Annotated in this window: 22 protein-coding genes; 16 read left to right on the forward strand and 6 right to left on the reverse strand. The window is 71.6% G+C overall.

Features of this window, described 5'->3' with window-relative positions:
* Window positions 1-11 precede the first annotated feature (11 nt).
* From CQ047_RS03115 to CQ047_RS03155, 9 genes are all read left to right on the forward strand, one after another.
* Complete coding sequence (locus tag CQ047_RS03115) at window positions 12-1,343, forward strand: hypothetical protein (protein ID WP_105672826.1); 1,332 nt, start codon at window positions 12-14, stop codon at window positions 1,341-1,343.
* Entirely contained in the window at window positions 1,340-2,428 is a 1,089-nt protein-coding gene (locus CQ047_RS03120) for a hypothetical protein (protein WP_146114261.1), read from the forward strand. Before CQ047_RS03115 ends, CQ047_RS03120 begins: the two co-directional genes overlap by 4 nt.
* Window positions 2,425-4,056: a tetratricopeptide repeat protein gene (locus CQ047_RS03125; RefSeq protein ID WP_105672828.1), complete on the forward strand. Its 1,632-nt coding sequence runs from the start codon at window positions 2,425-2,427 to the stop codon at window positions 4,054-4,056. Before CQ047_RS03120 ends, CQ047_RS03125 begins: the two co-directional genes overlap by 4 nt.
* Window positions 4,053-5,384: a CHAT domain-containing protein gene (locus CQ047_RS03130; RefSeq protein ID WP_219844581.1), complete on the forward strand. Its 1,332-nt coding sequence runs from the start codon at window positions 4,053-4,055 to the stop codon at window positions 5,382-5,384. The genes CQ047_RS03125 and CQ047_RS03130 overlap by 4 nt, the downstream gene beginning before the upstream one ends.
* Before the next feature lie 80 nt (window positions 5,385-5,464).
* Window positions 5,465-5,644 carry a PspC domain-containing protein gene (locus CQ047_RS03135; RefSeq protein WP_105672829.1) on the forward strand — a complete coding sequence of 60 codons (180 nt, stop codon included), beginning with the start codon at window positions 5,465-5,467 and terminating at the stop codon, window positions 5,642-5,644.
* Between the two features lie 38 nt (window positions 5,645-5,682).
* On the forward strand, window positions 5,683-10,281 hold the full coding sequence (locus tag CQ047_RS03140; RefSeq protein ID WP_105672830.1) for an ATP-dependent helicase: 4,599 nt from the start codon (window positions 5,683-5,685) through the stop codon (window positions 10,279-10,281).
* A 140-nt stretch (window positions 10,282-10,421) separates the two neighbouring features.
* The gene (locus tag CQ047_RS03145) at window positions 10,422-11,192 is read left to right on the forward strand and encodes an EI24 domain-containing protein (RefSeq protein WP_105672831.1); all 771 of its coding nucleotides are present in this window, start codon (window positions 10,422-10,424) and stop codon (window positions 11,190-11,192) included.
* Complete coding sequence (locus tag CQ047_RS03150; protein WP_105672832.1) at window positions 11,192-11,965, forward strand: DNA-formamidopyrimidine glycosylase family protein; 774 nt, start codon at window positions 11,192-11,194, stop codon at window positions 11,963-11,965. Before CQ047_RS03145 ends, CQ047_RS03150 begins: the two co-directional genes overlap by 1 nt.
* Before the next feature lie 80 nt (window positions 11,966-12,045).
* Window positions 12,046-12,453: a DapH/DapD/GlmU-related protein gene (locus tag CQ047_RS03155; protein WP_105672833.1), complete on the forward strand. Its 408-nt coding sequence runs from the start codon at window positions 12,046-12,048 to the stop codon at window positions 12,451-12,453.
* Between the two features lie 126 nt (window positions 12,454-12,579).
* Here CQ047_RS03155 and CQ047_RS03160 read toward each other — a convergent pair whose 3' ends face one another.
* Window positions 12,580-13,239 (reverse strand): response regulator transcription factor, encoded by a 660-nt coding sequence (locus CQ047_RS03160; protein ID WP_105672834.1) that lies wholly within the window; start codon window positions 13,237-13,239, stop codon window positions 12,580-12,582.
* Window positions 13,232-14,431: an ATP-binding protein gene (locus CQ047_RS03165; RefSeq protein ID WP_105672835.1), complete on the reverse strand. Its 1,200-nt coding sequence runs from the start codon at window positions 14,429-14,431 to the stop codon at window positions 13,232-13,234. The genes CQ047_RS03160 and CQ047_RS03165 overlap by 8 nt, the downstream gene beginning before the upstream one ends.
* A 113-nt stretch (window positions 14,432-14,544) precedes the next feature.
* Here CQ047_RS03165 and CQ047_RS03170 point away from each other — a divergent pair, with 113 nt between their 5' ends.
* The 4 genes from CQ047_RS03170 to CQ047_RS03185 are packed head-to-tail and all read left to right on the forward strand — an operon-like array spanning window position 14,545 to window position 18,031.
* Window positions 14,545-16,167, forward strand: coding sequence for a PspC domain-containing protein (locus CQ047_RS03170; RefSeq protein WP_181155819.1), 1,623 nt, complete (start codon window positions 14,545-14,547; stop codon window positions 16,165-16,167).
* Window positions 16,164-16,529, forward strand: a complete 366-nt coding sequence (locus CQ047_RS03175) for a hypothetical protein (RefSeq protein ID WP_258132458.1) — start codon at window positions 16,164-16,166, stop codon at window positions 16,527-16,529. Before CQ047_RS03170 ends, CQ047_RS03175 begins: the two co-directional genes overlap by 4 nt.
* A gap of 20 nt (window positions 16,530-16,549) precedes the next feature.
* Window positions 16,550-17,290 (forward strand): LysR substrate-binding domain-containing protein, encoded by a 741-nt coding sequence (locus CQ047_RS03180; protein WP_105672837.1) that lies wholly within the window; start codon window positions 16,550-16,552, stop codon window positions 17,288-17,290.
* A 24-nt stretch (window positions 17,291-17,314) separates the two neighbouring features.
* Window positions 17,315-18,031: a GMP synthase gene (locus tag CQ047_RS03185; RefSeq protein WP_105672838.1), complete on the forward strand. Its 717-nt coding sequence runs from the start codon at window positions 17,315-17,317 to the stop codon at window positions 18,029-18,031.
* Window positions 18,032-18,093: 62 nt separating this feature from the next.
* On the opposite strand, the gene CQ047_RS03190 is transcribed toward CQ047_RS03185, so the two are convergent.
* A complete protein-coding gene (locus CQ047_RS03190; protein ID WP_105672839.1) occupies window positions 18,094-18,561 on the reverse strand; it encodes a glutaminase in 468 nt (155 codons plus the stop codon).
* A gap of 75 nt (window positions 18,562-18,636) precedes the next feature.
* Here CQ047_RS03190 and purU point away from each other — a divergent pair, with 75 nt between their 5' ends.
* Window positions 18,637-19,488 carry a formyltetrahydrofolate deformylase gene (purU, locus tag CQ047_RS03195; RefSeq protein ID WP_105672840.1) on the forward strand — a complete coding sequence of 284 codons (852 nt, stop codon included), beginning with the start codon at window positions 18,637-18,639 and terminating at the stop codon, window positions 19,486-19,488.
* A 236-nt stretch (window positions 19,489-19,724) separates the two neighbouring features.
* Here the strand turns inward: purU and CQ047_RS03200 are convergent, their stop codons facing one another.
* Window positions 19,725-20,756, reverse strand: coding sequence for a nitronate monooxygenase family protein (locus CQ047_RS03200; protein WP_105672841.1), 1,032 nt, complete (start codon window positions 20,754-20,756; stop codon window positions 19,725-19,727).
* A gap of 90 nt (window positions 20,757-20,846) precedes the next feature.
* Here CQ047_RS03200 and CQ047_RS03205 point away from each other — a divergent pair, with 90 nt between their 5' ends.
* The gene (locus tag CQ047_RS03205; protein ID WP_105672842.1) at window positions 20,847-21,119 is read left to right on the forward strand and encodes a DUF6412 domain-containing protein; all 273 of its coding nucleotides are present in this window, start codon (window positions 20,847-20,849) and stop codon (window positions 21,117-21,119) included.
* Window positions 21,120-21,182: 63 nt separating this feature from the next.
* Window positions 21,183-21,941, forward strand: a complete 759-nt coding sequence (locus tag CQ047_RS03210; RefSeq protein ID WP_105672843.1) for a membrane protein insertase YidC — start codon at window positions 21,183-21,185, stop codon at window positions 21,939-21,941.
* 1 nt (window position 21,942) lies between these two features.
* On the opposite strand, the gene CQ047_RS03215 is transcribed toward CQ047_RS03210, so the two are convergent.
* On the reverse strand, window positions 21,943-22,851 hold the full coding sequence (locus tag CQ047_RS03215; RefSeq protein ID WP_105672844.1) for a DMT family transporter: 909 nt from the start codon (window positions 22,849-22,851) through the stop codon (window positions 21,943-21,945).
* A 156-nt stretch (window positions 22,852-23,007) separates the two neighbouring features.
* Entirely contained in the window at window positions 23,008-24,087 is a 1,080-nt protein-coding gene (locus CQ047_RS03220; protein ID WP_105672845.1) for an alcohol dehydrogenase catalytic domain-containing protein, read from the reverse strand.

A 24,087-nucleotide genomic window follows, 5' to 3' on the forward strand; every position in this document is an offset into this window, starting at 1 on the left:
GGCTGGCGGTCATGAGCGCGCCCCTGAAGCTCTCCCCCTCGGCCCCCGCTGCGGAGTCCGCAGAGGGACGGCGCCCGCGCGCGCTCGTGATCGCCGAGGCGTGGCGGGAGCTCGGTCCGGGTGTGGCTGCGCTGAGCAACGGCTCGGGGCGTCCGCTCGCCCGCACGTTGAAGCTGATCCTCGATCCGCTGGTGATCCGCCCGGTGCAGAATCCCGGACTCGCCGGGGGGACTCTGACGTCGGATGCCGCGGCCGAGCTGCACGACCGCATCCGGGCCGCCGGCGGCGATCTGACCGCTGCGGCAGCCTGGTTCCTGGAGCTGAAGGCCGCTCGGCGACGACTGCGGATCACCGACGGCAACCCGCAGGAGAAGTACTTCCAGCGCTGCTTCGAGCTGGCCCGCACCTCGGGGCCGCCGTCGGCCGATGCGGATGCCGTCGCCGCAGAGGTCGTGACGGAGATCGCCGAGGCCTCGGGCGACTCGCTGCTCGCTCAGGTGCGGGAGCTGCTCAGAGACGAGACGGCTGCGACGCGTCTCGGCGAGGAGCTCGGCGACGCATGGGCACGCCGCCCCGGCCCCGGACCCGCAGCGGCGTCGGCGTCGGAATCGGCGGAGACGGTGGCCGCCGCCCTCGACGCCTGCCCGACCGGGGACGGGTCGGCGCCCCTCTCCCTTCTCGTGGACGGCTCCGCGGGCTCCACGGCGGGCGCTCGGCTCGCCGACGACGGAGCCGCGCAGCAGCTCGGGCTGACCCGGCATCCGCTCCCTCCCGCACCCCGGCTCGGTGAGACGGCGTCCAAGCGCGACCTGCCGCTGCCCTTCGACCGCTCGATCTTCGAGCGCCTCTTCGCCGCGCTCTCGGGCGGCGCGCGCGTGGATCTCGGCATCGACGCGGAGGAGCTGATCGTCGCGGAGATCGTCCGCTCGACGAGCGCCTGGCAGCTCGGGGAGGAGGACAGCAGGGTCGCCATGCTTCTCGGCGCCGAGGCGAGCACCGCCCTCGACGCGGGACGCGGCGCGCAGCCGACCGCGGCCCACCGTCTGCTCGCGGCGCGCTGGCACCGCGAGGCCTACGTGCGCCGGGCACTGCGGCTCCCCGAGGGGACGAGCGGAGTGCCGGCATCCGTCGTCGACGACATCCGCACCGTGCGGCGCGGATACCTGCGGCGGCTGTGGGTGCGTCTGCACGGCAGGGAGCTGCGCGAGCAGCCCCTCGATCCGCGGGACGTGTGGGATCTCCTCGACGGCGTGCTGCGCTCGGTCGTGATGGATCAGCGCCAGCGGTTGAAGACGATGATGGTCCGCGGCGCGGACGAGCGGGAAGCGACGGAGGCGGCATGACCCTGCGGATAAGGGTGCAGGGCGATCTCGCGCACCTCTCCTCGGCCGACGGAGCGTTCGATCGGGTGCCCTGTCTCACCGCGGTGGTCGAGGTCAGGGGCGGGCTGCTGCACGGGGACCCGACCGGGCCTGCCTCCCTTCCGGATGCCGACATCGACGACGTCGACGCGGCGAGCGCCTGGCTCGCAGACGTGTACGGGCCGGAGACAGCGGATGCCGTCATCCGCGGCGTCCACGGTGCGACCCGCGTCGAACCGGGCGATCAGACGGTCATCGACGCCGTGCTCCGTCTCGTTCGCCTCTCCTGGACGAAGGCGTGGTGGCCGGCCGGATCTCGGGTGCCCGCCGTCGACCCGGTGCTGCTCGCCGCCGAGATCGCGCTCGTCTCGCACGCCGTGGAGCACCTCCTCGACGACGACCTGGCGACCGAGAGGGCCCTCGCCGACGCCGCCGGCATCGCATCCGCCCTGACCGCGCTCCCTCCGGCGCTCACCGCGGAGGGGGAACGGCTCCTCTCCGCGCTGACGGCGCTGTCCGAGGACTACGGCGTGGCCCTCGATCCGGCAGAGACCGCTGCGGCGGACGCCACGCAGGTCCGTCAGGAGTGGGCGCTCGCCGCGGGTGGAGCGCGGGATGCGTCCGACGGCATCGAGGTCGCCTCCCGTTCGGCCTCCGTGCGGTGGGGCGACGTGCCCGCGCAGACGGTCGACGCGGAGGCCGAGGCGCGGTGGACGCTGCGGCAGAGCGCCGGTGTCGTGACGCTGCGGGTGGAGGTGCCCGCCGTCGACGCCCCGTCCTCCGGCCGCACGCTCGCCGCGCGCTTCGGACCGGCGGAGCTCGGCGTCGACGTCGCCCTCCGCCGCGACGGGGCGCTCTTCCGCGGCCAGGCGGAGGTTCCGGCATCCGCTCTCTTCCTCCCCGCAGGCGAACGGCTGCTCTGGGTGCGGGACCCCGTACTGAGTCCCGCTGACGCCGATGCTCCTGACTCGGCGGCGGACCGCGAACGGGTGCTCTCCTTCGCGGCCACGCGGATGCTCTCCCCCGACGCCTCCCTCGCCGAACGGGCCGCGGGGTCGAGCCGATGACCTCCCCCGAGGAGCGCCCGCCGAGCGCCGTGCTCGGCCGCATCCCGGCGACTCCTCGGTGGAAGCCGGGACGCGACAGGAACAACGAGGCGGCGATGATGCTGCACGAGGGGCGCGTGGACGAGGCCGCGGTCGCGCTGCGCGAGGTGGTGGCCCTCACCCGCGTGGCCGATGTCGACGGTGAGGGCCTGGACATGCGCGCCAGGGCGCTGCTGAACCTCGCGGCGGCGCACGAGTTCCGCGGCGATCTGGCCGAGGCGCTGCGCACGGCCGACGAGGGCCTGGCCGCGGCATCCGATGCGCTCGGCCTGATCGGAGACGAACGCGCGACGCGCACCGTGCTGATCAACGGCATGCTGTCGAGGGCGCAGACCCTCACGCAGCTGGACCGTCTCGACGACGCCCTCTCCGGCATCGCGGAGGCCGAGGCCCAGCTGGACGCGGACGACCTCGATCAGCGCGAGCTCCTCGCGTTCTCCGTGCACAACGCGCGCACTGTGGTGCTGATCACCGCCGGCCGTCTGCAGGAGGCGCAGGACGAGGCCCAGCGCGCCCTGTCCGTCGCTCTGGGCGTCGGCCCCGAGCTCTCCGGACACGCGTACGCGAACCTCGGCGTGATCGCTCAGCGCACCGGCGACGACACCGCCGCACGGGAGTATCTGCAGCTCGCGCATCAGGCCCAGGAACTCTCCGGCGACGCGACGAGCCGCCAGCACGCCGTCGAGAACCTCGCTCGCGTGGCGATGCAGGAGGGACGACTCCGTGAGGCGGAGGAGGGCTTCCGTCAGGCCACCGAGCTCGCCGGACGGATCGGCCTCACGACACGGCTGGCCGCCAGCAGGACGGGACTCGCCGCTGTGCTGCTGCAGTCGGGGCGGACGGGGGCGGCCGCCAAGGCGCTGCGCGTGCTGCTCGATGAGCTCGACCGGGATGCCGCCGTGCACGAGCGGCTGGAGGCCTACTCGTTCCTCGGCGACGCGGAGTCGGCACGCAATCGGTATCCGGCGGCCGACGACGCCTACCGCGCCGCACGGGAGCTCGCGCGATCACCCCACGATCGCGGCAGGATCGACCTGCGACGCGCCGAGATGCACGCCGAGTGGGCGGCGATGTCGATCACCCCGCGCTCTCGTCTCGCCCGGCTGGAGAAGGCGCGCGACCTCGCGATCCCCGTCCTTCTGCTCACGGAGGCGCTGCGCGACGGGTTCGCACCCGGTGGCACCAGGGAGCGCTGGAGCCTGCAGGTCGCCGCGCCCGCACGCGAGCTGGCGTTCCGCCTGGCCCGCACGCTCGGCGACTCCGCGCTGCTGTTCGAGCTCGTCGAGAACGCGGCTGCGTCCGTGACGCTGCAGGCGGATGCCGCGGTCGAGATCACCGCGCCCGTCCCCTTCGAGCGACCGCGGGCCTCCGCCGTCGAGTGGGAGCGCGACGAGCGGGAGCGCGACGAGCTCCCTGCGGCCGCTGCGGGCCTGCTCGGCGGAGAGGGCACGGCATCCTTCCGCTTCGCGCCGCCGCCGCGGGTCATCGCCGTACCCGGCGCCGCGCCGGTGCTCGACACGTGGATCCGGAAGGCGGAGGCCGAGTACGGCGTCCCGCTGCGCTCGGAGGCTGTGGTGCCGGCGTGGTGAGCAACTGGAGACAGCTCCCCGACCTCGGCGCCCCACTGCCCCTCGCCCGCACCGAGGGCGCCGCCGTGCTCCTCGATCTGCCAGACGGCGAGCGGCCGACGGCCCGTCTGCGCTTCGTCGACGGCGACGATCTGTTCGTGAGCTGGGTGTGGGAGCACCAGCGCAGCTCGCCCCGGATGACCCTCATCGCCCGGGATCTCGTCGCGCCGGTGCTCGACCGCCTCGCGCGGGCCCTGCCCTCCCCCCTGCCGGGAGAGAGCGGGGTCGATGCGCTGACCAGAGCACTCACCCACGGCGACCTCCTGGACCCGGAGCGCGAGCAGGAGCTCGCCGGGATGCTCACCGCCGCGCTGATCCCGCAGTGGCTGGGCGCCGAGCTCGACGCCCTCGAAGAGGCCGGACTGCGCCCTCACCTGCGGATCCAGCTGTCTCCCTCCACCGCGCAGCTGCCGTGGGAGCTGCTGAGCACCTCCGGTCGTGAACGCGGCGTCGACATGGCCGATGCGTCCGTCCTGCTGCCCGCCACGCTGCGCAACGATCCGTCCAGATCGGTGTCGCCCTGGTCGCCCTCCTCCCCCGTCGCGGCGGTGCTGGATCCGGTGGTCCCCGGCTTCTCCGACACGAGCGAGCTGGGGAGCGTGCTCGGCCCCGTCTCGCCCGACTCCCCGCTGGCGCTGGCCATCGACGCGCTCGGACGGCGACGGATGCCGCAGGGAGACGCGTTCCGCCGCGCGGACATCGACCGAATCGCGTTGGCGAATGCCCTCGACGGGGCAGGACGGCTTCTCTACGTCGGGCACGTCACCGCGTCGACGCACGCGCTCGACGCCCGCCTCCACCTGTCCGACGGCGCAGACGCCCCCGGTGACACCCCGCCGATCGGGGCGCATCGGCCCTACTCCGCCGCCGAGATCGCCCTGGGCGGCGCAGGGCTCCCGCCGTTGACCGCGCCGAACCGCGTGGCACTCATCGCGTGCGACTCCGGCACCGACCTGCGCTTCGCCGAGCCGACCGGTCTCGTGGCCGCGTTCCTGCACCGCGGCGCGGAGTACGTGACCGCGACCCGGTGGACCCTGCCCACCGAGGCGGGTCTGCGCCGTCTCGTCCCCGCTCTCGGCGACCGTGCGGAGGGGATGCTGACCGACGCGGTCATCGCCGTGAACGCCGCGCACGAGTCGCACGACCCGGTCGGCTCCCTGGCTGCCTGGCAGCGGGAGCAGCGCATGCGGTGGACCTCCACCGGAGACCCGCGTCACTCCCCGATCATGTGGGGCGCCTTCGCGACCGCCTGGGCCCCGGCGCCGGTACAGGCGCCGTCGCGAGTCTGACGGATCGGCGCAGAGGGCGTCCCGCCGACATCAGCACGAGCATCCGTCATGAACGACGACGCAAGGGCAGTATGGGACCCATGAACCCTCTCGTGCGCCCCCGGGACGACCGCATGCTCGCCGGCGTCTGCGCCGCCCTCGCCATGCGCTTCGGGGTGAAGGCGTCCACCGTCCGCGTGCTCAGTGTGCTGCTGGTGCTGTTCGCAGGTCTGTCGCTGTGGGCGTACGTGCTGCTCTGGATCGTCATCCCGAACGAGTGACCGGAGCCCATGTCCGTCCCCTCGGCGATGATGGAGGGATGAGCGACGCTTCGACAGGCTCAGAGCATCGCGTGCTCGACCGGTTCACCCCCGCGACGCAGGACTGGTTCCGTGGGGCATTCACCGCGCCCACTCCGGCGCAGGCGGGTGCGTGGGACGCGATCTCGGCGGGCAAGCACGCCCTGGTCGTCGCACCGACGGGCTCGGGCAAGACGCTCTCGGCGTTCCTCTGGGCGATCGACAGCGTGTTCCGCGAGCGCATGGCGGCGGGCGGAGCGGAGCCGAAGAAGGATGCCGCCCGCACCCGCATCCTCTACATCTCGCCGCTGAAGGCGCTGGGCGTCGATGTGGAGCGCAACCTGCGCTCCCCCCTCATCGGCATCGGACAGTCGGCCCGGCGCCTCGGAACGACCTCGCCGTCGGTCACGGTCGGGGTTCGGTCGGGCGACACGACGTCGAGCGACCGGCGCAAGCTCGTCTCCGATCCTCCGGACATCCTCATCACCACCCCGGAGTCGCTGTATCTGATGCTGACCAGTCGCGCCGGGGAGACCCTGCGCGACGTGCACACCGTGATCATCGACGAGGTGCACGCGGTGGCGGCGACCAAGCGCGGCGCGCATCTCGCGGTGAGCCTCGAGCGGCTCGACGCCCTGCGCACGGCCCACGGCGCCGAGCGCCCGGCGCAGCGCATCGGCCTGTCGGCCACGGTGCGGCCGATCGACGAGGTGGCGCGCTTCCTCGGCGGAGCAGCGCCGGTGGAGATCGTCGCGCCTCCCGCGTCCAAGACCTTCGAACTCGCCGTCGTCGTTCCGATGGACGACATGACGAACCCGCCGCCACCCCCGGGGGTCGCCGCCCCCGTCGACGGAGAGCCCGCCGAGTACACGGAGGTCACCGGCTCGATCTGGCCCCATGTCGAGGAGGCGATCGTCGATCGCATCCTCGAGAACAACTCCACGATCGTGTTCGCGAACTCGCGGAGGCTCGCCGAACGGCTCACTGGTCGCCTCAACGAGATCTACTCGGAGCGCAACGGCATCCCGCTCCCAGAGGCGACGATCCCCGCCGCGATGATGGCGCAGGCGGGGGCGACAGCGGGCGCCGACCCCGTGCTCGCGAAGGCCCACCACGGCTCGGTGTCGAAGGAGCAGCGGGCGCAGGTCGAGGAGGAGCTGAAGTCCGGCATCCTCCGCTGCGTCGTGGCGACCAGCAGCCTCGAGCTCGGCATCGACATGGGCGCGGTCGACCTCGTGATCCAGGTCGAGGCGCCGCCCTCCGCCGCCTCCGGCCTTCAGCGCGTCGGACGCGCGGGGCACCAGGTCGGCGAGATCAGCCGCGCCGCCCTCTTCCCCAAGCACCGAGGCGACGTCCTGCACACCGCCATCGTCACCGAGCGGATGCTGGCGGGGCAGATCGAGGCCATCCAGGTGCCGCGCAATCCGCTCGACATCCTGGCCCAGCAGACGGTCGCCGCCAGCGCGCTCGGCGAGATCAGCGTCGAGGAGTGGTTCGAGACGGTCCGCCGCTCGGCCCCCTTCCAATCGCTCCCCCGCTCGGCGTACGAGGCGACGCTCGACCTGCTGGCGGGGCGCTTCCCGTCCGACGAGTTCGCCGAGCTGCGGCCGCGTCTGGTGTGGGACAGGGATGCCGGCACGCTGACCGGCCGTCCCGGTGCGCAGCGCATCGCCGTGACGAGCGGCGGCACGATCCCCGATCGCGGTCTGTTCGGGGTGTTCGTGGCCGGCGAGACCACGGGCGCGAGGGTCGGCGAGCTCGACGAGGAGATGGTCTACGAGTCGCGCGTCGGCGACGTGTTCACGCTCGGCACCACCAGCTGGCGCATCGCCGAGATCACGCACGACCGCGTCAACGTGATCCCCGCGTACGGCCAGCCGGGCAAGGTCCCGTTCTGGCACGGCGACGGCATCGGCCGTCCGTTCGAGCTGGGCGAGGCGCTCGGCAAGTTCTCTCGAGAGGTGTCGGCGGCGACGCCCGAGAAGGCGGCGCAACGCCTGATCGAGGCGGGTCTCGACGAGCAGGCGAGGGCGAACCTCATGGCTCACCTCACCGAGCAGCGAGAGGCCACCGGCACTCTTCCCACCGACAGGACTCTCACCGTCGAGCGCGGACGCGACGAGGTCGGCGACTGGCGCGTCATCCTGCATTCCCCGTACGGCATGAAGGTGCACGCCCCGTGGGCGCTCGCGATCAACGCGCGGGTCCGCGAGCGACTCGGCGTCGAGGGATCGGCGGTAGCGAGCGACGACGGCATCATCGTGCGCATCCCCGATGCCGAGGCCGAGCCTCCGGGGGCCGACCTCTTCGTGTTCGACCCCGACGAGCTGGAGCATCTGGTCACGGAGGAGGTCGGCGGCTCTGCCCTGTTCGCCTCTCGGTTCCGCGAGTGCGCGGCGCGCGCGCTGCTCATGCCGCGCATGAACCCGAACAAGCGGACGCCGCTGTGGCAGCAGCGTCAGCGCTCGGCGCAGCTGCTCGAGGTGGCGAGGCGGCATCCGACCTTCCCGGTGATCCTGGAGACCCTGCGCGAGGTGCTGCAGGACGTCTACGACCTTCCGTCGCTGCGAAAGCTCGCGACCGCGATCGCCGACCGACGCGTCCGGCTCGTCGAGACGCAACCCGCGCAGCCGTCGCCCTACGCGCGCGATCTGCTGTTCGGGTACGTCGGCGCCTTCATGTACGAGGGCGACTCGCCGCTGGCCGAGCGCAGGGCCGCCGCGCTCTCGGTCGACCCCGCCCTGCTCGGCGAGCTGCTGGGGACGGTCGAGCTGCGTGAACTGCTCGATCCCGCGGTGATCGCGCAGTTCGAACGAGAGGCCCAGCGCCTCGACCCCGAGCGCCGAGCTCGAGGGCTCGAGGGCGTCGCCGACCTGCTCAGGATGCTGGGACCGCTGGATGCCGCGGAGGTCGCAGAGCGGCTCGAGGAACCCACGGATGCCGCCTCTCACCTCGACGCCCTCGTCGCCGCTCGCCGGGCGATCCCCGTGACCGTCGCCGGGATGTCGCGGGTGGCGGCGATCGAAGATGCGGGTCGACTGCGCGACGCCCTCGGGGTCGCGCTCCCGACCGGCATCCCCGTGGCCTTCCTCGAACCGGTGGCCGATCCTCTCGGCGACCTCGTCGCCCGGCACGCCCGCATGCACGGTCCGTTCACGACGGATACCGTCGCCTCTCGCTTCGGACTCGGCGCGGCCGTCGCACGCCACACCCTGCAGCGGCTGGAGACCGCCGGGCGCATCACCAGCGGCTACTTCCTGCCGGAGGCCGCAGGCAGCGCCTCCGATCTGGAGTGGTGCGACACCGAGGTGCTGCGGCGTCTGCGGATGCGCTCGCTCGCCGCCATCCGCGGCAGCGTCGAGCCCGTGTCCCCCGAGGCGTACGCGAGGTTCCTCCCCGACTGGCAGCATCTGAAGCGCCCTCTCGACGGCCTCGACGGGGTGCTCAGCGTGATCGAGCAGTTCGCCGGGGTGCCCATCCCCGCGAGCGCGTGGGAGTCGCTGGTGCTCCCCTCGCGCGTGCACGACTACGTTCCCGCGATGCTCGATGAGCTGACAGCCGCCGGCGAGGTCGTCTGGGCAGGCAACGGCACGCTCCCCGGTCGCGACGGCTGGGTGTCGCTGCACCCTGCCGACCTCGCTCCGTTCACGCTCCCCGAGCCCGAGACGGAGCTGGCGACCGGATCCCTGGAGGCGCAGGTGCTGTCGGCCCTGCACGCCGGGGGCGCCTACTTCGCCGCACAGCTGAAGGAGATGACCGGCGCCGAGAACGAGCAGTCCGTGCTCGACGCGCTGTGGTCGCTGACCTGGGCGGGGCGGGTCACCAACGACACCTTCTCGCCGTTGCGATCGCTGCTCGCCGGCGGCTCGCAGGCGCACAAGGTCACCCGCCGGGCGCCGCGAGCGCGCACCTACCGCGGGGTGTCCCTCACCCGCACCGCCCCGAGGCCGACGTCCATCGGAGGCCGCTGGTCGCTCCTGCCCGCAGTGGAGACGGATGCCGCGCGCCGCGCGACCGTCACGGCGGGGCTCCTCCTCGACAGGTACGGCGTCGTCACCCGCGGTGCCGTGCAGGCCGAGGGCGTGCCCGGCGGCTTCGCTCAGGCGTACCGGGTGCTGGCGGGCTTCGAAGAGGCCGGGCACTGCCGCCGCGGCTACGTCATCGAGAAGCTGGGGGCCGCGCAGTTCGCGGCATCCGCGACCGTCGACCGGCTCCGCACCTTCGCCGGTCTCGCCGACCCTCCGCCGCGTACGGCGGTCACGCTCGCGGCGACCGATCCGGCGAACCCGTACGGCGCCGCACTCGGCTGGCCGCGTCGGGAGGGCGTCTCCCACCGTCCCGGGCGCAAGGCGGGCGGGCTGGTCGTGCTGGTCGACGGAGCGCTCGTGCTGTACCTCGAACGGGGCGGTCGCACGGTGCTGTCGTTCAGCGACGACCTCGATGTGCTGCGGGCGGCCTCGTCCGACCTGGCGGCGACGGCGCGAGCCAGGCGCCTCGACACGCTCACGGTCGAGAAGGTGAACGGCGACGGCGTCTACGGCACCGACTTCGCGCTCGCCCTGCAGGAGGCCGGGTTCGTCGTCACCCCGCGCGGCTACACGCTCCGTAGAGCGATCTGAGCTCCTGCTCCTGACCGGCCGTTCCTGCACGATTTCGGAGCCGACCTGCCGGGGACGGTTTCGGCGATGAGAACTGCCGGGCACATCCGATCTGATCGGGCCGTCATCGCGATGTCGTCCTCGACGCATACCCTGGTCACATGATCCAGGAGTTCGGCATCGGTGTGCGGACACTGCTGCGCGGGTTCACGCTGTGGCGCACGCGTCCAGGGCTGATGAACCGCGGTCTCGTCCCCGCGCTCATCTCGCTCGCGATCCTCGCGGCGGTGCTGCTGCCGCTGGTCTTCGGGATGACGTCGATCTCGGCGTGGCTGACCCCGTTCGCGGAGGAGTGGCCCGCGCCGTGGAAGGGACTGGTCCGTGGCGCCGTCGGGTTCGTCGTCGTCGCGGCCGCCATCGCGCTGTCCACCGTGGTGTTCAGCGCACTGACGCTGACGATCGGCGACCCTTTCTACCAGCGCATCTGGCATGCCGTCGAGGTCGACCTCGGCGACCCTCCGCCTTCCGATGGAGGCGGGTTCTGGTCAGCCCTCGCCGAAGGCCTGCGCCTGGTCGTTCTCGGCATCCTGATCGCCCTCGTCGTGCTCCTGATCGGCTTCGTCCCGCTGATCGGCGGCTTCCTGGCGGCCGTGCTCGGAGTGATCCTCTCCGGTCGGCTTCTCGCTCGGGAGCTCACGGGCCGCGCGTTCGACGCTCGCGACTTCAGCCCGCTCGACAGGGCGGCGCTCTTCTCGGGCAGCAGGGCGCGGGTACTGGGTTTCGGTGTGGCGACGCAGCTGTGCTTCCTGATCCCCGGGGGCGCCGTCGTCGTCATGCCTGTCGCCGTCGCCGCGTCGACGATGCTCGCGCGCGACATGATGGCGCGCACCCCGCTGACACCGCTGACGCCCCCGGACGCTCGGCCCATCTGATGCCCGAAGGCGACACCGTCTTCCGCACTGCGAAGCGACTCGACGACGCTCTGGCCGGCGCCGAGGTCACCCGCTTCGACCTCCGGGTGCCGCGGGCCGCGACCGTGGATCTGACCGGTCAGCTGGTTCACGGCGCGGTGGCCAGGGGCAAGCACCTGCTGCTGCGGATCGGGGACAGCACGGTGCATTCGCATCTGCGCATGGACGGCGCCTGGTTCGTGTACGCCCCCGGGGAGAAGTGGCGGCATCCGGCGTTCAAGGTCCGCGCGATCGTCGGCACAGCGAAGCGCGAGGCGGTCGGCGTCGACCTGGCTGAGATCGAGGTGGTGCCGACTCGCGACGAGGCTCAGCTCATCGGCTACCTCGGCCCCGATCCCCTCGCGGAGGACTGGGATGCCGAGGAGGCGATCCGCAGACTCGAGGCGGATCCGAGGAGCGTTCACGTCGCCCTCCTGGATCAGCGAAATGTCGCCGGGTTCGGCAATGAGTACGCGGCGGAACTCCTGTTCCTGCGCGGAATCCTCCCCGAGAGGCCCGTGCAGGACGTGGACGTCGCCGCCCTCGTGGATCTCGGTGTCAGGACGATCCGAGCCAATCGCGACCGGGCCGACCGCACCTTCACCGGAGTCAATCGTCCGGGGCAGACGACGTGGGTCTACGGACGGGCCGGACGCCCTTGTCGACGCTGCGGGACCCCGATCCGGAAGGGATCTCAGGGCGCGGATCCGACCCGTGAACGGGTGACGTTCTGGTGTCCGAGCTGCCAACGATGAGCAGCATCCCGGTTCGGGAATGAAATCGGCTGTCCCGTCGTTGTTGCTATATCCGGAGAACTCCGGACACGGGAGGAATCGTGGGCAAGAACTACGTCGACATCGAGAACGACCAGGGCGGGACGCTGCGCTACCGTAAGCACGCCAACGGCCGAGGTCTCGTCGCGCATGGCGCGAAGGTGCATCCCAAGGCGCACATCGAGGCCGGCGCCTATATCGAACCCGGCGCGCGCGTCGGCGCCGGGGCGACGATCGCGCGCGGAGCGTGGGTCGACGCGGATGCCGTGATCGGCGACAACGCGCACATCGATGCGCACGCGCACATCGGTCAGGGCGCTGCGATCGGCGATGGGGCGCATGTGGGCGTCCGTACCGAGATCGGCGCTGGTGCACGCATCGTGCGCGGAGCGCGTATCGGCGACGACGAGACCGTCGCCGCCGGTCTCACCGTTGCGACGGACCCGAAGGGCCTCTGGCTCGCGGCCTGAGCGGGCTCAGCCACCGCCGCGGGGTGCGTGACGGTGTGCGTGCGTCAGAGCAATCTGCGTTCCGAGGTGCGTTACGGTGTGCGTGGGTAAGAGCAATCTCCGCTCCGAGGTGCGTGACGGCATGCGTCAGAGCAATCTCCGCTCCGATGCCCAGACCGTCAGCTCATGTCGTGATGACAGCTGGAGTTTGCGAAGCACCGCGGACACATGCGTCTCGACCGTCTTGATCGAGATGAACAGCTCGGACGCGACCTCCTTGTAGGCATAGCCTCGCGCGATCAGTCGCATGACCTCCTGCTCGCGTGACGACAGCCTGTCGAGTTCATCCTGCGCGGTGGCTGTCTCCCCTGCGACGGCACCGAACGCGTCGAGCACGAAACCCGCGAGCCGAGGCGAGAACACGGCGTCCCCGTCTGCCACTGCGCGCACGGCACTGCTCACCTCGACGCCGGACGAGCCTTTGGTGATGTACCCCCGAGCTCCGGCACGGATCACGCGAACCACGTCTTCCGCGGCATCCGACACGCTCAGCGCGAGGAAGCGGGCGGTCGTCGGCGTGGAGCCTCGGATCACCTCCTCGCCGCCGGTCGCATCCGTACCCCCACCCCCGGGGAGATGAACGTCGAGCAGCACGACGTCGGGGCCGGTCTCGCGGATGACGGCGATCGCCGACGGGACGTCGGCTGCTTCTCCGACCACGTCGACCGTCGCATCGAGATCTGCGCGGAGACCGGATCGGAAGATCGAGTGGTCGTCGACGATCACGACGCGGATGGCCTCAGCCACGGTTCTCTCCTGGGGTCGGGAGGTGCAGATGGATCTCGGTGCCCTTGTCGTCGCTGCGTACGGTTCCGGTGCCGCCGTACCGGCGCATGCGTCCGACGATCGACTCGCGCACCCCGAGGCGATCGCTCGGCACCTCGTCGAGAGCGAACCCTGCGCCACGATCTCTGATGAACACATCCACCCCCGCCGCGCTGCCCTCGATGTAGACGGAGATCTCCCCGCCGGCGTGCCTGGCAGCGTTCAGCATCGCCTCCCGCGCCGCGGCGGCGAGCCCTCCGCTCGCGCGTTCGGCGGAGAGGCCCGCCGACACGACGTCGATCCGCACCGGGAAGTCGAGTTCGAGGGCCCCCGCGTAGTCCCTCAGATCGGTGGGCAGATCGCTGTCCGCCGGGGCATCGCCGTCGTACAACCACGCTCGAAGCTCCCGCTCCTGCGCTCGGGCGAGCCGCGCCGCCTCACTCGACGCTCCTGCCCTGTTCTGGATCAACGCGAGCGTCTGCAGCACCGAGTCGTGCAGGTGCGCAGCCATCTCGCTGCGCTGCTCCTCGCGGATGCGGCGCACGCGTTCGCCGGTCAGCTCCTTCCACCGATGGATGAGCGTCGACGACAGCACGGCGAGCAGACCGGCGAGCGGCAGCAGCACGAGGGCGACGCTGGCCTCACCTGCGGGCCGCATGAGCAGAAGGGCGAAGAGGAGCGCGAGGAGCAGGACCGCCAGTGCTCTGACGATCAGAGTATGCCGCGGTCCGCGGTCCGCGTCGGTGCGGTCGAACAGCGTCGCCCACAGCCCTGCGCCCGCAGCGAGCGAGGTCGTCGCGGTGACCACCACCGCGGCCTCACCGGCGGACACCCCGCCGAGCCAGATACCACCGACGCTCCACGAGAGCACGACGATCACGCCGACGGCCGCCGGGGCGAGGAGCATCCAGGCCACAGGCGCTCGCCTGGTCGGAGTCTGCTCACCCTCGGCCCACGGCATGAACGCCCAGAACCAGAGGTAGAGGAGCAGGCCGGCCCCACCGGACAGCAGCAGGACGACGAACAACGCGCGCACCGTCCACAACGGCGCACTGAGATGCCTGGCCACTCCGGTGCTCACACCGGCGACGACGCACTCGCGATCGCGCACCAGCGGAGGGCGCGCGGGCGCGGAGACCTGGGGAGGTCGTGCAGACGCGGCCGAAGAGGACATGACGACATCCAATCATCCGCGACGAGGATCCGAGCCTTCAGCCGACGACAATCAGGGTCCGCTCAGGGGTTCACCCCATGGAACCCGGCATCCGATGTCGAGAAGATCGATGCATGACGATTCCCACAGAGCCGCCACCTGCGGCAGCGGAGACCGACGACGAGGCTGCAGAGGCTCTTCCCTCTGACGCCGCCCCTGATCCCTCTCCCGCCGCGACTCCCCCGGCCTCGGACTCCTGGACGGGAACGGCCGCCGGTTCGCGCACCGCCCCTCCTCACAGCACCGATCGATTCTTCCTCTGGGTATCCGGCCTCGGCATCGCCCGGACCGATGGGTGGCTCGGCGGCGTCGCCGCGGGCATCGCCGTCCGCCTGCGCATCGATCCGCTGATCGTGCGCGGCGTGCTCGTCGTCGCCGCCCTCTTCGGATTGCCGGTGATCTTCCTCTACGCACTGGCGTGGGCGCTCCTGCCTGACTCGGACGGACGCATCCACACCCGCGATCTGCTGCGGGGCGACTACCAGCCCGTCCAGATCGGCATCCTCGCGATGGCCGTCATCGGGCTCATCCCCACCGCCCCCATCACCGGAACCGTCTTCGGTCTCGGCTATGCCGGATGGTCTGCGCTCTCGCTGATCAGCTGGCTCGTCGGACTCGTGATCGTCGCCGGACTGCTCTTCCTCATCGTGCGTGCCGCAAGCCGCACCCCGGGTGCCGCGGCGCCGGATCTGCCGATGGCTTCCGCAGATCCCGCCGCCCCGGGCGCGCCCGTCACCCTCAGCGACTCGGGTACCGCTGAGGGGACGGGCGCCACTCCCACAAACCTCGCGCCGCCCACCGCCGCCCCGGATCGTCCGGAGCCTCCGGGCGCACCGGTGGCGAACGACCCCGAATCCCTCGCGGCGTGGCGAGCTCAGCATGCTGCGTGGAAGGAACAGGACCAGGCCTGGAGACGCCAGCAGCAGGATGCCGAGCGTGCCGTGCGCGACCAGCTGCGCAGAGAACGTCAGGCTGAGGCGGCGGTCTTCGCCACAGAGGCCGCTGAGCGCCGACGCGTACGCAGGGCATCGAATCCTCGAGCGAGCTTCGCCTACGTCGCCGCTGTCATCGGGCTGGCGATCGTCGCCGGTTCCGGCGTCACGCTGTTCACCCTGCAGAGCGGGCTCGGCGAAGCGGCAGGAGCGATCGGTCTCCTCTCGGCGGCGCTGATGCTCGCCATCGGGATGATCGTCGCCGGCGCCTGGCGCCGACGCAGCGGCTTCCTCGCCTTCGTGACAGCGCTCACACTCGTCGCGGGTCTGATCACCGGGAGCGTCGCGTCGTTCTCAGACCTCGCTTTCGGATCGCGGGGAATCTCGAATGTCGCCGCTCAGACGATCAATCAGCCCTTCGGCGACCTCTACATGACGCTCATGCCCCATGACGACGGCCCCCGACCGCTCGTGGTGAACAAGGGCTCGGGCTCGACGCAGATCGACCTCGAAGCCGGGGTCCGGCTTGATCTGAAGGCCACGGTCGGCGCGCTCCCCGTCGAGTGGGTGCGCATCGACGACGAGACCGGCACGGTGGTCGACAGCGGCATCTGGACGTCCGCCGATCGGCACGGTTCACAGACGCTGAACACCAGCGTCGTCGCGGACCGAGGCTCGGTCACCACCATCCAGCCTGTGACCATCACCCAGCGATCGGGCAGCATCACCGTCACGATCCATGAACCCGCAGAGGAAGAACGATGAGCACCGACGACTACACGGCACCGCCCGCGCCGACCGTGGCGCTGGAGCCTCCCGCGGCCGCGACCGCCACGGTGGATCCCTCCCCCGCCGCTGCGATGGCAGCGGCATCCGCCCCGGCCCCTGCGCGTACACGCTGGGCGGCCATCATCTGGGGAACGCTGTTCGCCGTGATCGCGGGCAACGCGATCTTCCTCCTCGCCGACGATGCACGGCGTGAAGGGATCGCGGGATGGATGCTCGATCTCACACCGATGACCGTGACATCCTTCGCTCTGCTGGTCGCGGGCGGGCTGGTCCTCCTCCTCGGCGCGATCGGTTTGATCCGCCGCGTTCAACGACGTGCGGCATCCCGAACCCCCTAGTCCGGGGATACCCTGGTCTGATGGCGAAACAACCGCGGCGCCCCTCGCGTCCCCGCGGCCCGGCCGGGCCCGTACGCAAGAACAAGGCGGCTCCGGCTGAACGCTATCCTCCGCGCAAGCCCCCGAAGAAGACCTCTCCGGTGGTGTTCGACGCGCAGGACCCCACGATCGAGGAGGCACGCACGTTCCGCCTCGGCGCCGTCGCCGGCGCGACCCCGGGCAAATGGATCGATGCATGGAAAGACCGGATGCCCAAGGTTCCGCTCGAGCTCGTGCCGATCACGGTGTCCACCCAGAAGTCCGCGATCGACGAGGTCGACGCGGCGCTGGTGCGACTGCCGCTCACCGATGATGCTCTTCACGTCATCACGCTGTACGACGAGCTGCCCGTCGTGGTCGCCGCAATCGACTCGCATCTCCTCGCCGCTGACGAGCTGACCTCGTCCGACCTCGATGGCGAGGTCGTGATCCCCCTGCTCGACGACGCCCTCAGCCAGCTCGACCTACCCGGTACGACTCTCGCCTCGTTCGCGCCGCTCTCCGCCGAGAACGCGATCGAGACCGCGGCCTCCGGAGTCGGCATCGTGGTGGTGCCGATGTCCATCGCCCGACTGCACCACCGCAAGGACGTCGACTACCGCATCCTCACCGACGGCCCGATCTCGACGGTCGCTCTCGCCTGGCCCCGCGATCGCACAACCGCCGACGTCGATACCTTCGTCGGCATCGTTCGAGGCCGCACCGCCAACTCGTCGCGCTGAGCCCGCGCTCAGTAGAATCTCCGAATGGCCTCGCTTCTCTACGTCTGCGTGCGCCCGGAGACCGGGGCGGCGGATGCCGAACACGCATCCTTCCGGCGCGCCCTCGGGGTCGACGTGGTCGACCGCCTCAACCTCCTCGACGAGCCGCTCGACCTCACGCGCCTCGCCCGCTACCGCGGCGTCGTCATCGGAGGCTCCCCGTTCAACGTGAGCGACGCCGCGAAGTCGCTGCTGCAACGTCGGGTCGAAGCCGATCTCGAACGCCTCGCCCAGCACTCCATCGACGGCGGGATCGCGGCGTTCTTCACCTGCTTCAGCATCGGCGTGGTCACACGGATGCTCGGCGGAGAAGTCGCGAACGACACCCCGGAGTCGGCGAGCGCCACCGTCATCGAGACCACGCCCGAGGGCGACGTCGACCCGATCTTCGGTCCGAGCGCGCCGGCTCTCACGGTGTTCACCGCGCACAAGGAGAGCGCCGTCGCCGTCCCCGAGGGCGCCGTGCTGCTCGCCACGAACGCAACCTGCCCCGTGCAGGCGTACCGGGTCGGCGCCCACCTGTATACGGCGCAGTTCCACCCGGAACCCACCCCGCGCGACTTCGCCGACCGGATGACGTTCTACCGCACCACCGGCTACTTCGACCCGGACGAGTTCGATCTCGTGCAGGGCCAGGTGCTCGCGGCATCCGTCACCGAGGGCGCGGCACTGCTCCGCCGATTCGCCGAGCACTTCGCCTGAGCAACCGGCGCTGGGCCCTGCTCCGGTGCCACGATCGCCTCAGACAGAACCGCGGACTCCGCTCAGCGACCCGCCTCACGCAGCAGCTCCACGCGCTCGCGAAGGTACGCCTCCAGAGGCATGAACCCGCCCGCCGCGCTCCACCGCACGGACGGCACGCCGTCGATCGACGCCAGCGGACCCGACGCACCGCCGGCATCCACGGCATCCACGTCGATCACGGTCCAGCCGACGTGCGCGACGTCGCCCTCGCCGAATCCGCCGCGCAGGGCCAGCGCCCGCCGCTCCGCCCGATCGCGCGCCGACTCGGCGGTGAACCCCCGACGCCCGAGCTCCGCAGCCCGCAGCACCTCGGCCGTCGCGAGCGCGTGCGACTCGGTGAGCAGCAGCACGCCGAGGTGCCAGGCCTCGCCGACCCTCACGATGCGGTGCCCTCGCCAGCGCGACTCGCGCTCCTCGCCGAGCCCCTCCTTCGGCGCGCCGGAGAGGGCGCTTCGAGCGTCATCGAGCAGCTGTGCGGCAGTGTCCACGCCTCCAGGTTAGGAGCCGATTCGCCCGGTCGTCGCATCCACGGCAGAATCGTTGCACACCCTCGAGGAGCCCCCATGTCTCAGCCAGATACCGCCCGCCTGCTCATCGCCTGCGACGACCAGCCCGGCATCGTCGCCGCCGTCGCCGGCGTGCTCGCGGAGCACGGGGCCAACATCATCTCCCTCGACCAGCACTCCACGGACTCCGAAGGCGGACGATTCTTCCAGCGCACCGTCATCCACCTGCCCGGGCTCTCCGCCGCCAGGACCGCCCTCGAAGCGGACCTCGAGAAGGTCGCCGAACGGTTCGGCATGGAGTGGTCGCTGCACGACACCGCTCGCCGCAAGCGCGTTGCGATCTTCGTCTCGAAGTACGACCACTGCCTCATGGAGCTGCTGTGGCGCACGCAGCGCGGCCAGCTCGACATCGACATCACGATGGTCGTGTCGAACCACCCCGACCTCGCGGAGTCGGTCCGCTCTTTCGGCGTGCCGTTCGTGCACATCCCCTCGGGTGACAAGCAGCTCATGGAAGAGCGGCAGCTGGAGCTGCTGCGCGGCAACGTCGACCTCGTCGTCCTGGCCCGGTACATGCAGATCCTCACCGACGACTTCATCGAGCGCCTCGGCGCCCCGGTGATCAACATCCACCACTCGTTCCTGCCGGCGTTCATCGGCGCGAACCCCTATGCCAGGGCCAAGGACCGCGGCGTCAAGCTCATCGGCGCGACCGCGCACTATGCGACCGCCGACCTCGACGAGGGCCCGATCATCGAGCAGGACGTGACCCGGGTGACGCACTCCGAGTCGGCCTCCGAGCTGCAGAGCCGCGGCGCCGACGTCGAGCGCCTCGTCCTCGCCCGTGCTGTGCAGTGGCACGCCGAGGACCGCGTCATCGTGCACGGCCGCTCGACCGTCATCCTCTAGCCCGCCCGCCTCCGCGCGCGCGTCGTCAAGGCGCGAGGGGTCAGAAACCGCCGCCTTCGATGGCGCGCACCTGACCGTTCTCGGCCCCTCACCCCCTGCCAAATGTGAGAGGTCGGAAAACGTGCCCTCACGGCACCCACACCCGACCGTTCCTGACTCCTCGCTCGCACGCGCCTGACGCGCCCACGCCCCGCTCGCTCGCACGCGCCTCACGCGCCTCACGCGCCTCACGCGCCTCAGCGCGCCGGGACTCCCGCCACGAGTTCGGCGAACGCCTCGGATGCCGTGGCGTAGCGCGCGAGCGGGGCGGACTGCCCCATCCAGAGCGACTGGAGCTCCCCGAGGTTCTGCTCCCCCGCGGCGGCGCGGAACCGCCCGGTGAGCCAGTTCTGCATCGGGAACGGCGCGATCGTGCCGCTCGCCTCGATCGCCCTCACCGCCCTGTTGCGCGCCCCGCGAGCGAGGCGACCGCTCATCGCCCTGGTCAGCACGGTCTCGTCGGCCGCCGTCGCGCGGATCGCATCGCGATGGGCATCGGTCACCGCCGATTCCTCCGTCGCCAGGAACGCCGTGCCGACCTGCACCCCGGAGGCGCCCAGCGCGAAGGCGGCGGCGACGCCGCGACGGTCGGCGATGCCGCCTGCCGCGATCACGGGCACGTGGACGGCATCCACGACCTGCGGGAGCAGGGAGAAGAGTCCGACGAGCGATTCCTCGGCAGGCCGCAGAAACGACACTCGGTGCCCCGCGGCCTCCGCCCCGGTCGCGACGATCGCGTCCACCCCGGACCCGGCGAGCGCCACCGCCTCACCGACGGTGGTCGCCGTGCCCACCACGCGGATGCCACGGCGATGCGCGTCGTCGACCAGCTCGGCTGAAGGTACCCCGAAGACGACGCTGAGCACCGCGGGAGCGGCCGCGAGGATCGCATCCGTCTGCTCCTCCAGCGACGGCAGGTACTGCGCGGGGCGCGGAGGCACGTCGACGCCGACGGCCTCGTAGAAGGGCGCGAGGGCCTGTGCGAAGATCGCGTGCTGCGCGTTCGGCTCGACCTCGTCGCCCGTCGGCAGCCATATGTTCACGGCGAACGGCTGGGCCGTCGCGTTCCGTATCGCCGCGATCGTGGCACGGATCCTGTCGGCGTCGTAGCCGTACAGCCCGTACGATCCGAGTCCTCCCGCCTCGCTGACGGCGGCCGTGAGCGGTACGGACGACAGCCCGCCGAACGGGCCGAGGACGATCGGATGCGCGACGTCGAAGAGGCTCATGCTTCGACGTTACGCCCGCAGCGCACAGCCGTGGCGGAGTGTGACCGTTCCCCGCGCGCGGTGATACTCTCGGCTCGGAGAGGGGCGCGCATGAGCGAGTGGATCAGCCAGATGCTGGGCTTCGTCGCGACCGCCCTCGGCCTCGTGTCCATGCCCGATGCCGCAGCGCTCGGTCTCGCGATCGCCCTGGTCGCGCTGGCCGCCCTCACCATCGCCCTCGCCCTGACCGTCGGGCCCGCTCCGGATGCCGATGCCCCGCACCCGCTGCGCGCCATCGACATCGGCGCGCTGCTGAGTCAGAGCGATCCGGATGCCGCAGGCCACCCGCGCCCTCGTGCGCCGGGAGTCGCCGTCGCCGCGTAGTCCGTCTCTCGTACGGGACTGCGCGGTCTTCGCCGACCCTTCCCGCACACGAACGGACCCCTCTTGGACATCTTCGCCTTCCCTCCCCTGACCTGGCTGCTCGACGTGGCCTACGGCGGCCTCGCCGGACTCTCGACCATCCTCACCCCTCTCGCCGGAGCATCCGCGGCCGCCCTCGCGGTCGTGCTCGTCACCCTGCTGGTGCGCGCCCTGCTGATCCCTGTCGGGATCTCCCAGGCGAAGGCCGAGCAGACCAGAGCACGCCTCGCACCGCGGCTGCGCGCCCTGCAGCAGAAGCACAAGAAGAACCCGGAGCGGCTGCAGAAGGAGATGCTGGAGCTGTACCGCTCCGAGAACACCTCCCCCTTCGCGGGCATGCTCCCCGTGCTCGCTCAGGCGCCCGTCGTCGGCATCCTCTACACGCTGTTCCTGCGGCCGGAGATCGCCGGGCACCCCAACGCCCTGCTCGAGCACGACCTGTTCGGCGCACCGCTGGGCACGAGCCTGCTGCACATGCTCGCCACGGGGCCGTTCCAGCTCCCCACCCTGCTGGTGTATGGCGTGCTCATCGCCATCATGATCGTGATCGCCGACATCACCCGGAGGGTGTTCCGCCCCACGCCGGTCGACGACTCTCCGCTGTCCTCCCCCGGGATGCTGCGAATCATGAGTGCGATGCACTACCTCACCGCGGTGTTCGCGGTGTTCGTCCCGCTCGCGGCGGCGCTCTACCTGACGGTCACGGTGGCGTGGACCCTCGTGCAGCGCGTCGTGCTGCGCCGGCGGTACCCGCTTCCGGAGGCGGCTCCCGCGCGGGTCTGACTCAGTCGGGAAGAGGGATCGGCGCCGTGAACGGCCCGTCGGGGCGCCGATCCCTGCGCACGCCGAGGGTGGTGCCGACGCTGGCCGCGATCACGAGGCCCACCGCGAGCATCCGCAGCACGGTCGCGTCCTGTCCGAGCACCAGCCAGCCGGCGAGGGTCGCGAACGCGGGCTCGAGGCTGAGCAGGATGCCGAACACGCGCTGAGGCAGCCGCCGCAGCGCCGCCAGCTCGAACGTGTACGGGATCACCGACGAAAGCACGGCGGTGATCGCGGCGAGCACGAGCAGATCCGGCTCCCCCGCCACCACGAGGGACGTCGGGACTCCGACCGGGAGCAACAGCACGGCCGCGACGACGAGACCGATCGACAGTCCGCTGGTCCCGGGGATCAACGCGCCGACACGGGCGCTCATGCGGATGTACATGGCCCAGAAACCGGCGGCGATGAGGATGAACACGACCCCGAGCGGGTCGAGGGGCTCGGCGCCGACCATGCCGTCGACCCCGAGCAGCGCCATGCCGACGAGGGCGATGCCGACCCACACGGCGTCGGCGAGCCTCCGGGTGAGCACCGCCGCCAGCACGAGCGGTCCGAGGAACTCGATCGCGACGGCGGGCCCCAGGGGGATGCGGTCGATCGCGGCGTAGAAGAAGCCGTTCATCGCCGCCAGCGACACACCGAACAGGACGGCGGCGATCCACTGCTGTCGGCTCCAGCTGCGCGGGCGCGGACGCACGATGACGAGCAGCAGGAGCGCGGCGATCGCGACCCGGAGCGACGTGACGCCCCAGGGCCCGAGCTTCGGGAACAGCTGCGCCGCGACGGCCGCCCCGAACGGCAGTGAGGCGCAGGAGCCGACGACGAGGGCGACGCCGACGAGAGGGCGGGACGACGCTGGCTGCTGCACCCCTCCAGCCTAGGGGCGGGGCCCTGAGCCGCGCGCCCCGGGAACCGTTTCGACTCGCTCCGCTCGCTCAACGACCGGGTGAGGCGCGCCCCGCGGCCGCGCGCCCCGGGAACCCGTCCGGGCTCGCTCCGCTCGCTCGACGACCGGGTGCCGGCGTCAGCCCGGCACGAGTCCGATCCGCAGCGGGGCGCCGGGAGCGGATGCCGCGGCCAGCGCCTCGTCGAGCTCGCCCAGCGGACGGATCTCGCCCACCGCATCCGCGAACGGATAGGCACGGCCCCGCCCGGAGAGGAAGGCGACCGTCTCGGCGAGCTCCGCGCCCGTGTAGTTGTGCACCCCGGCGATCGTGACGAGCCTGCGGACGATGCTCTCGGCGTCGAGGGGAACAGGTTCTGCGGGGAACACGCTGCCCACGAGCACGACGACGCCGCCGACGGCGACCCCGTCGATCGCCTCGGCGACCCCATGCCCTGAGGCCTCGATCACGACCTCCGGGTCACGGTCGATGGTCGTCGCACCGAAGGCCGTGGCCAGCTCCTGGCGCTGCGGATTCGGGTCGCGCACCTCGACGAGCGCTCCCTGCTCCGCGGCGATGGCCGCGGCGGAGAGTCCGACGAGTCCCGCGCCGTGGATCCGCACGGTCGCCCCATCGAGGCTGCGGCGAGCGCGGGCGACGGCGGCCCAGGCGGTGGCGGTCGCGCACGCTGCCGGCGCCAGCACCGACGCCGGCAGCGTCTCCGGCACGCGCGCGATGGCCGTGCCCTCTCGGAGCTGCACGTGGCTGCCGAATGCGCCCGTGAGGTCTCCGTGCGCCCCGATCCGGTCGTGGCCGTACTTGCCCAGCGACCGGCACTTCTGCGTGAGGCCGGCGAGGCAGCGGTCGCACGTTCCGCACGACACCGTGACCGACCAGACGACCCGGTCGCCGATGCGCAGCGGTGTGCCGTCGACGGCGAGCGCCCCGGCATCCCCGAGCGCGATCACACGGCCGACGCTCTCGTGCCCGAGCACGAGAGGGGTGGGCGCCGAGCGGCGCCCCTGCACGGTGTGCACGTCGGACCCGCAGATCGTCGACATCTCGACCGCGATCAGCGCGTCGCGGTCGCCGAGGGCCACGCCCGGCACCGCGATCATCTCGTGCGGGTGGCCCTCGCCGATCCAGACCATGGCCGTGGCCGCCGGGCGAAGCGCGACGTCTCTGCGGTGGCCGGGCGGGCGAATCAGCAGCGTGCCCAT

Origin of the sequence: Microbacterium sp. MYb72 (genome assembly GCF_002979415.1) — a bacterium.
GTDB lineage: Bacteria > Actinomycetota > Actinomycetes > Actinomycetales > Microbacteriaceae > Microbacterium > Microbacterium natoriense.

Excerpts from the sequence above, each read along its gene's own strand:
- CQ047_RS03125 (WP_105672828.1), top strand. The coding sequence starts at position 2,425 with ATGACCTCCCCCGAGGAGCGCCCGCCGAGCGCCGTGCTCGGCCGCATC.
- CQ047_RS03120 (WP_146114261.1), top strand. The coding sequence starts at position 1,340 with ATGACCCTGCGGATAAGGGTGCAGGGCGATCTCGCGCACCTCTCCTCG.
- purU (WP_105672840.1), top strand. The coding sequence starts at position 18,637 with ATGTCTCAGCCAGATACCGCCCGCCTGCTCATCGCCTGCGACGACCAG.
- CQ047_RS03185 (WP_105672838.1), top strand. The coding sequence starts at position 17,315 with ATGGCCTCGCTTCTCTACGTCTGCGTGCGCCCGGAGACCGGGGCGGCG.
- CQ047_RS03135 (WP_105672829.1), top strand. The coding sequence starts at position 5,465 with ATGAACCCTCTCGTGCGCCCCCGGGACGACCGCATGCTCGCCGGCGTC.
- CQ047_RS03140 (WP_105672830.1), top strand. The coding sequence starts at position 5,683 with ATGAGCGACGCTTCGACAGGCTCAGAGCATCGCGTGCTCGACCGGTTC.
- CQ047_RS03205 (WP_105672842.1), top strand. The coding sequence starts at position 20,847 with ATGAGCGAGTGGATCAGCCAGATGCTGGGCTTCGTCGCGACCGCCCTC.
- CQ047_RS03145 (WP_105672831.1), top strand. The coding sequence starts at position 10,422 with ATGATCCAGGAGTTCGGCATCGGTGTGCGGACACTGCTGCGCGGGTTC.
- CQ047_RS03115 (WP_105672826.1), top strand. The coding sequence starts at position 12 with ATGAGCGCGCCCCTGAAGCTCTCCCCCTCGGCCCCCGCTGCGGAGTCC.
- CQ047_RS03170 (WP_181155819.1), top strand. The coding sequence starts at position 14,545 with ATGACGATTCCCACAGAGCCGCCACCTGCGGCAGCGGAGACCGACGAC.
- CQ047_RS03175 (WP_258132458.1), top strand. The coding sequence starts at position 16,164 with ATGAGCACCGACGACTACACGGCACCGCCCGCGCCGACCGTGGCGCTG.
- CQ047_RS03200 (WP_105672841.1), bottom strand. The coding sequence starts at position 20,756 with ATGAGCCTCTTCGACGTCGCGCATCCGATCGTCCTCGGCCCGTTCGGC.
- CQ047_RS03165 (WP_105672835.1), bottom strand. The coding sequence starts at position 14,431 with ATGTCCTCTTCGGCCGCGTCTGCACGACCTCCCCAGGTCTCCGCGCCC.
- CQ047_RS03150 (WP_105672832.1), top strand. The coding sequence starts at position 11,192 with ATGCCCGAAGGCGACACCGTCTTCCGCACTGCGAAGCGACTCGACGAC.
- CQ047_RS03220 (WP_105672845.1), bottom strand. The coding sequence starts at position 24,087 with ATGGGCACGCTGCTGATTCGCCCGCCCGGCCACCGCAGAGACGTCGCG.
- CQ047_RS03180 (WP_105672837.1), top strand. The coding sequence starts at position 16,550 with ATGGCGAAACAACCGCGGCGCCCCTCGCGTCCCCGCGGCCCGGCCGGG.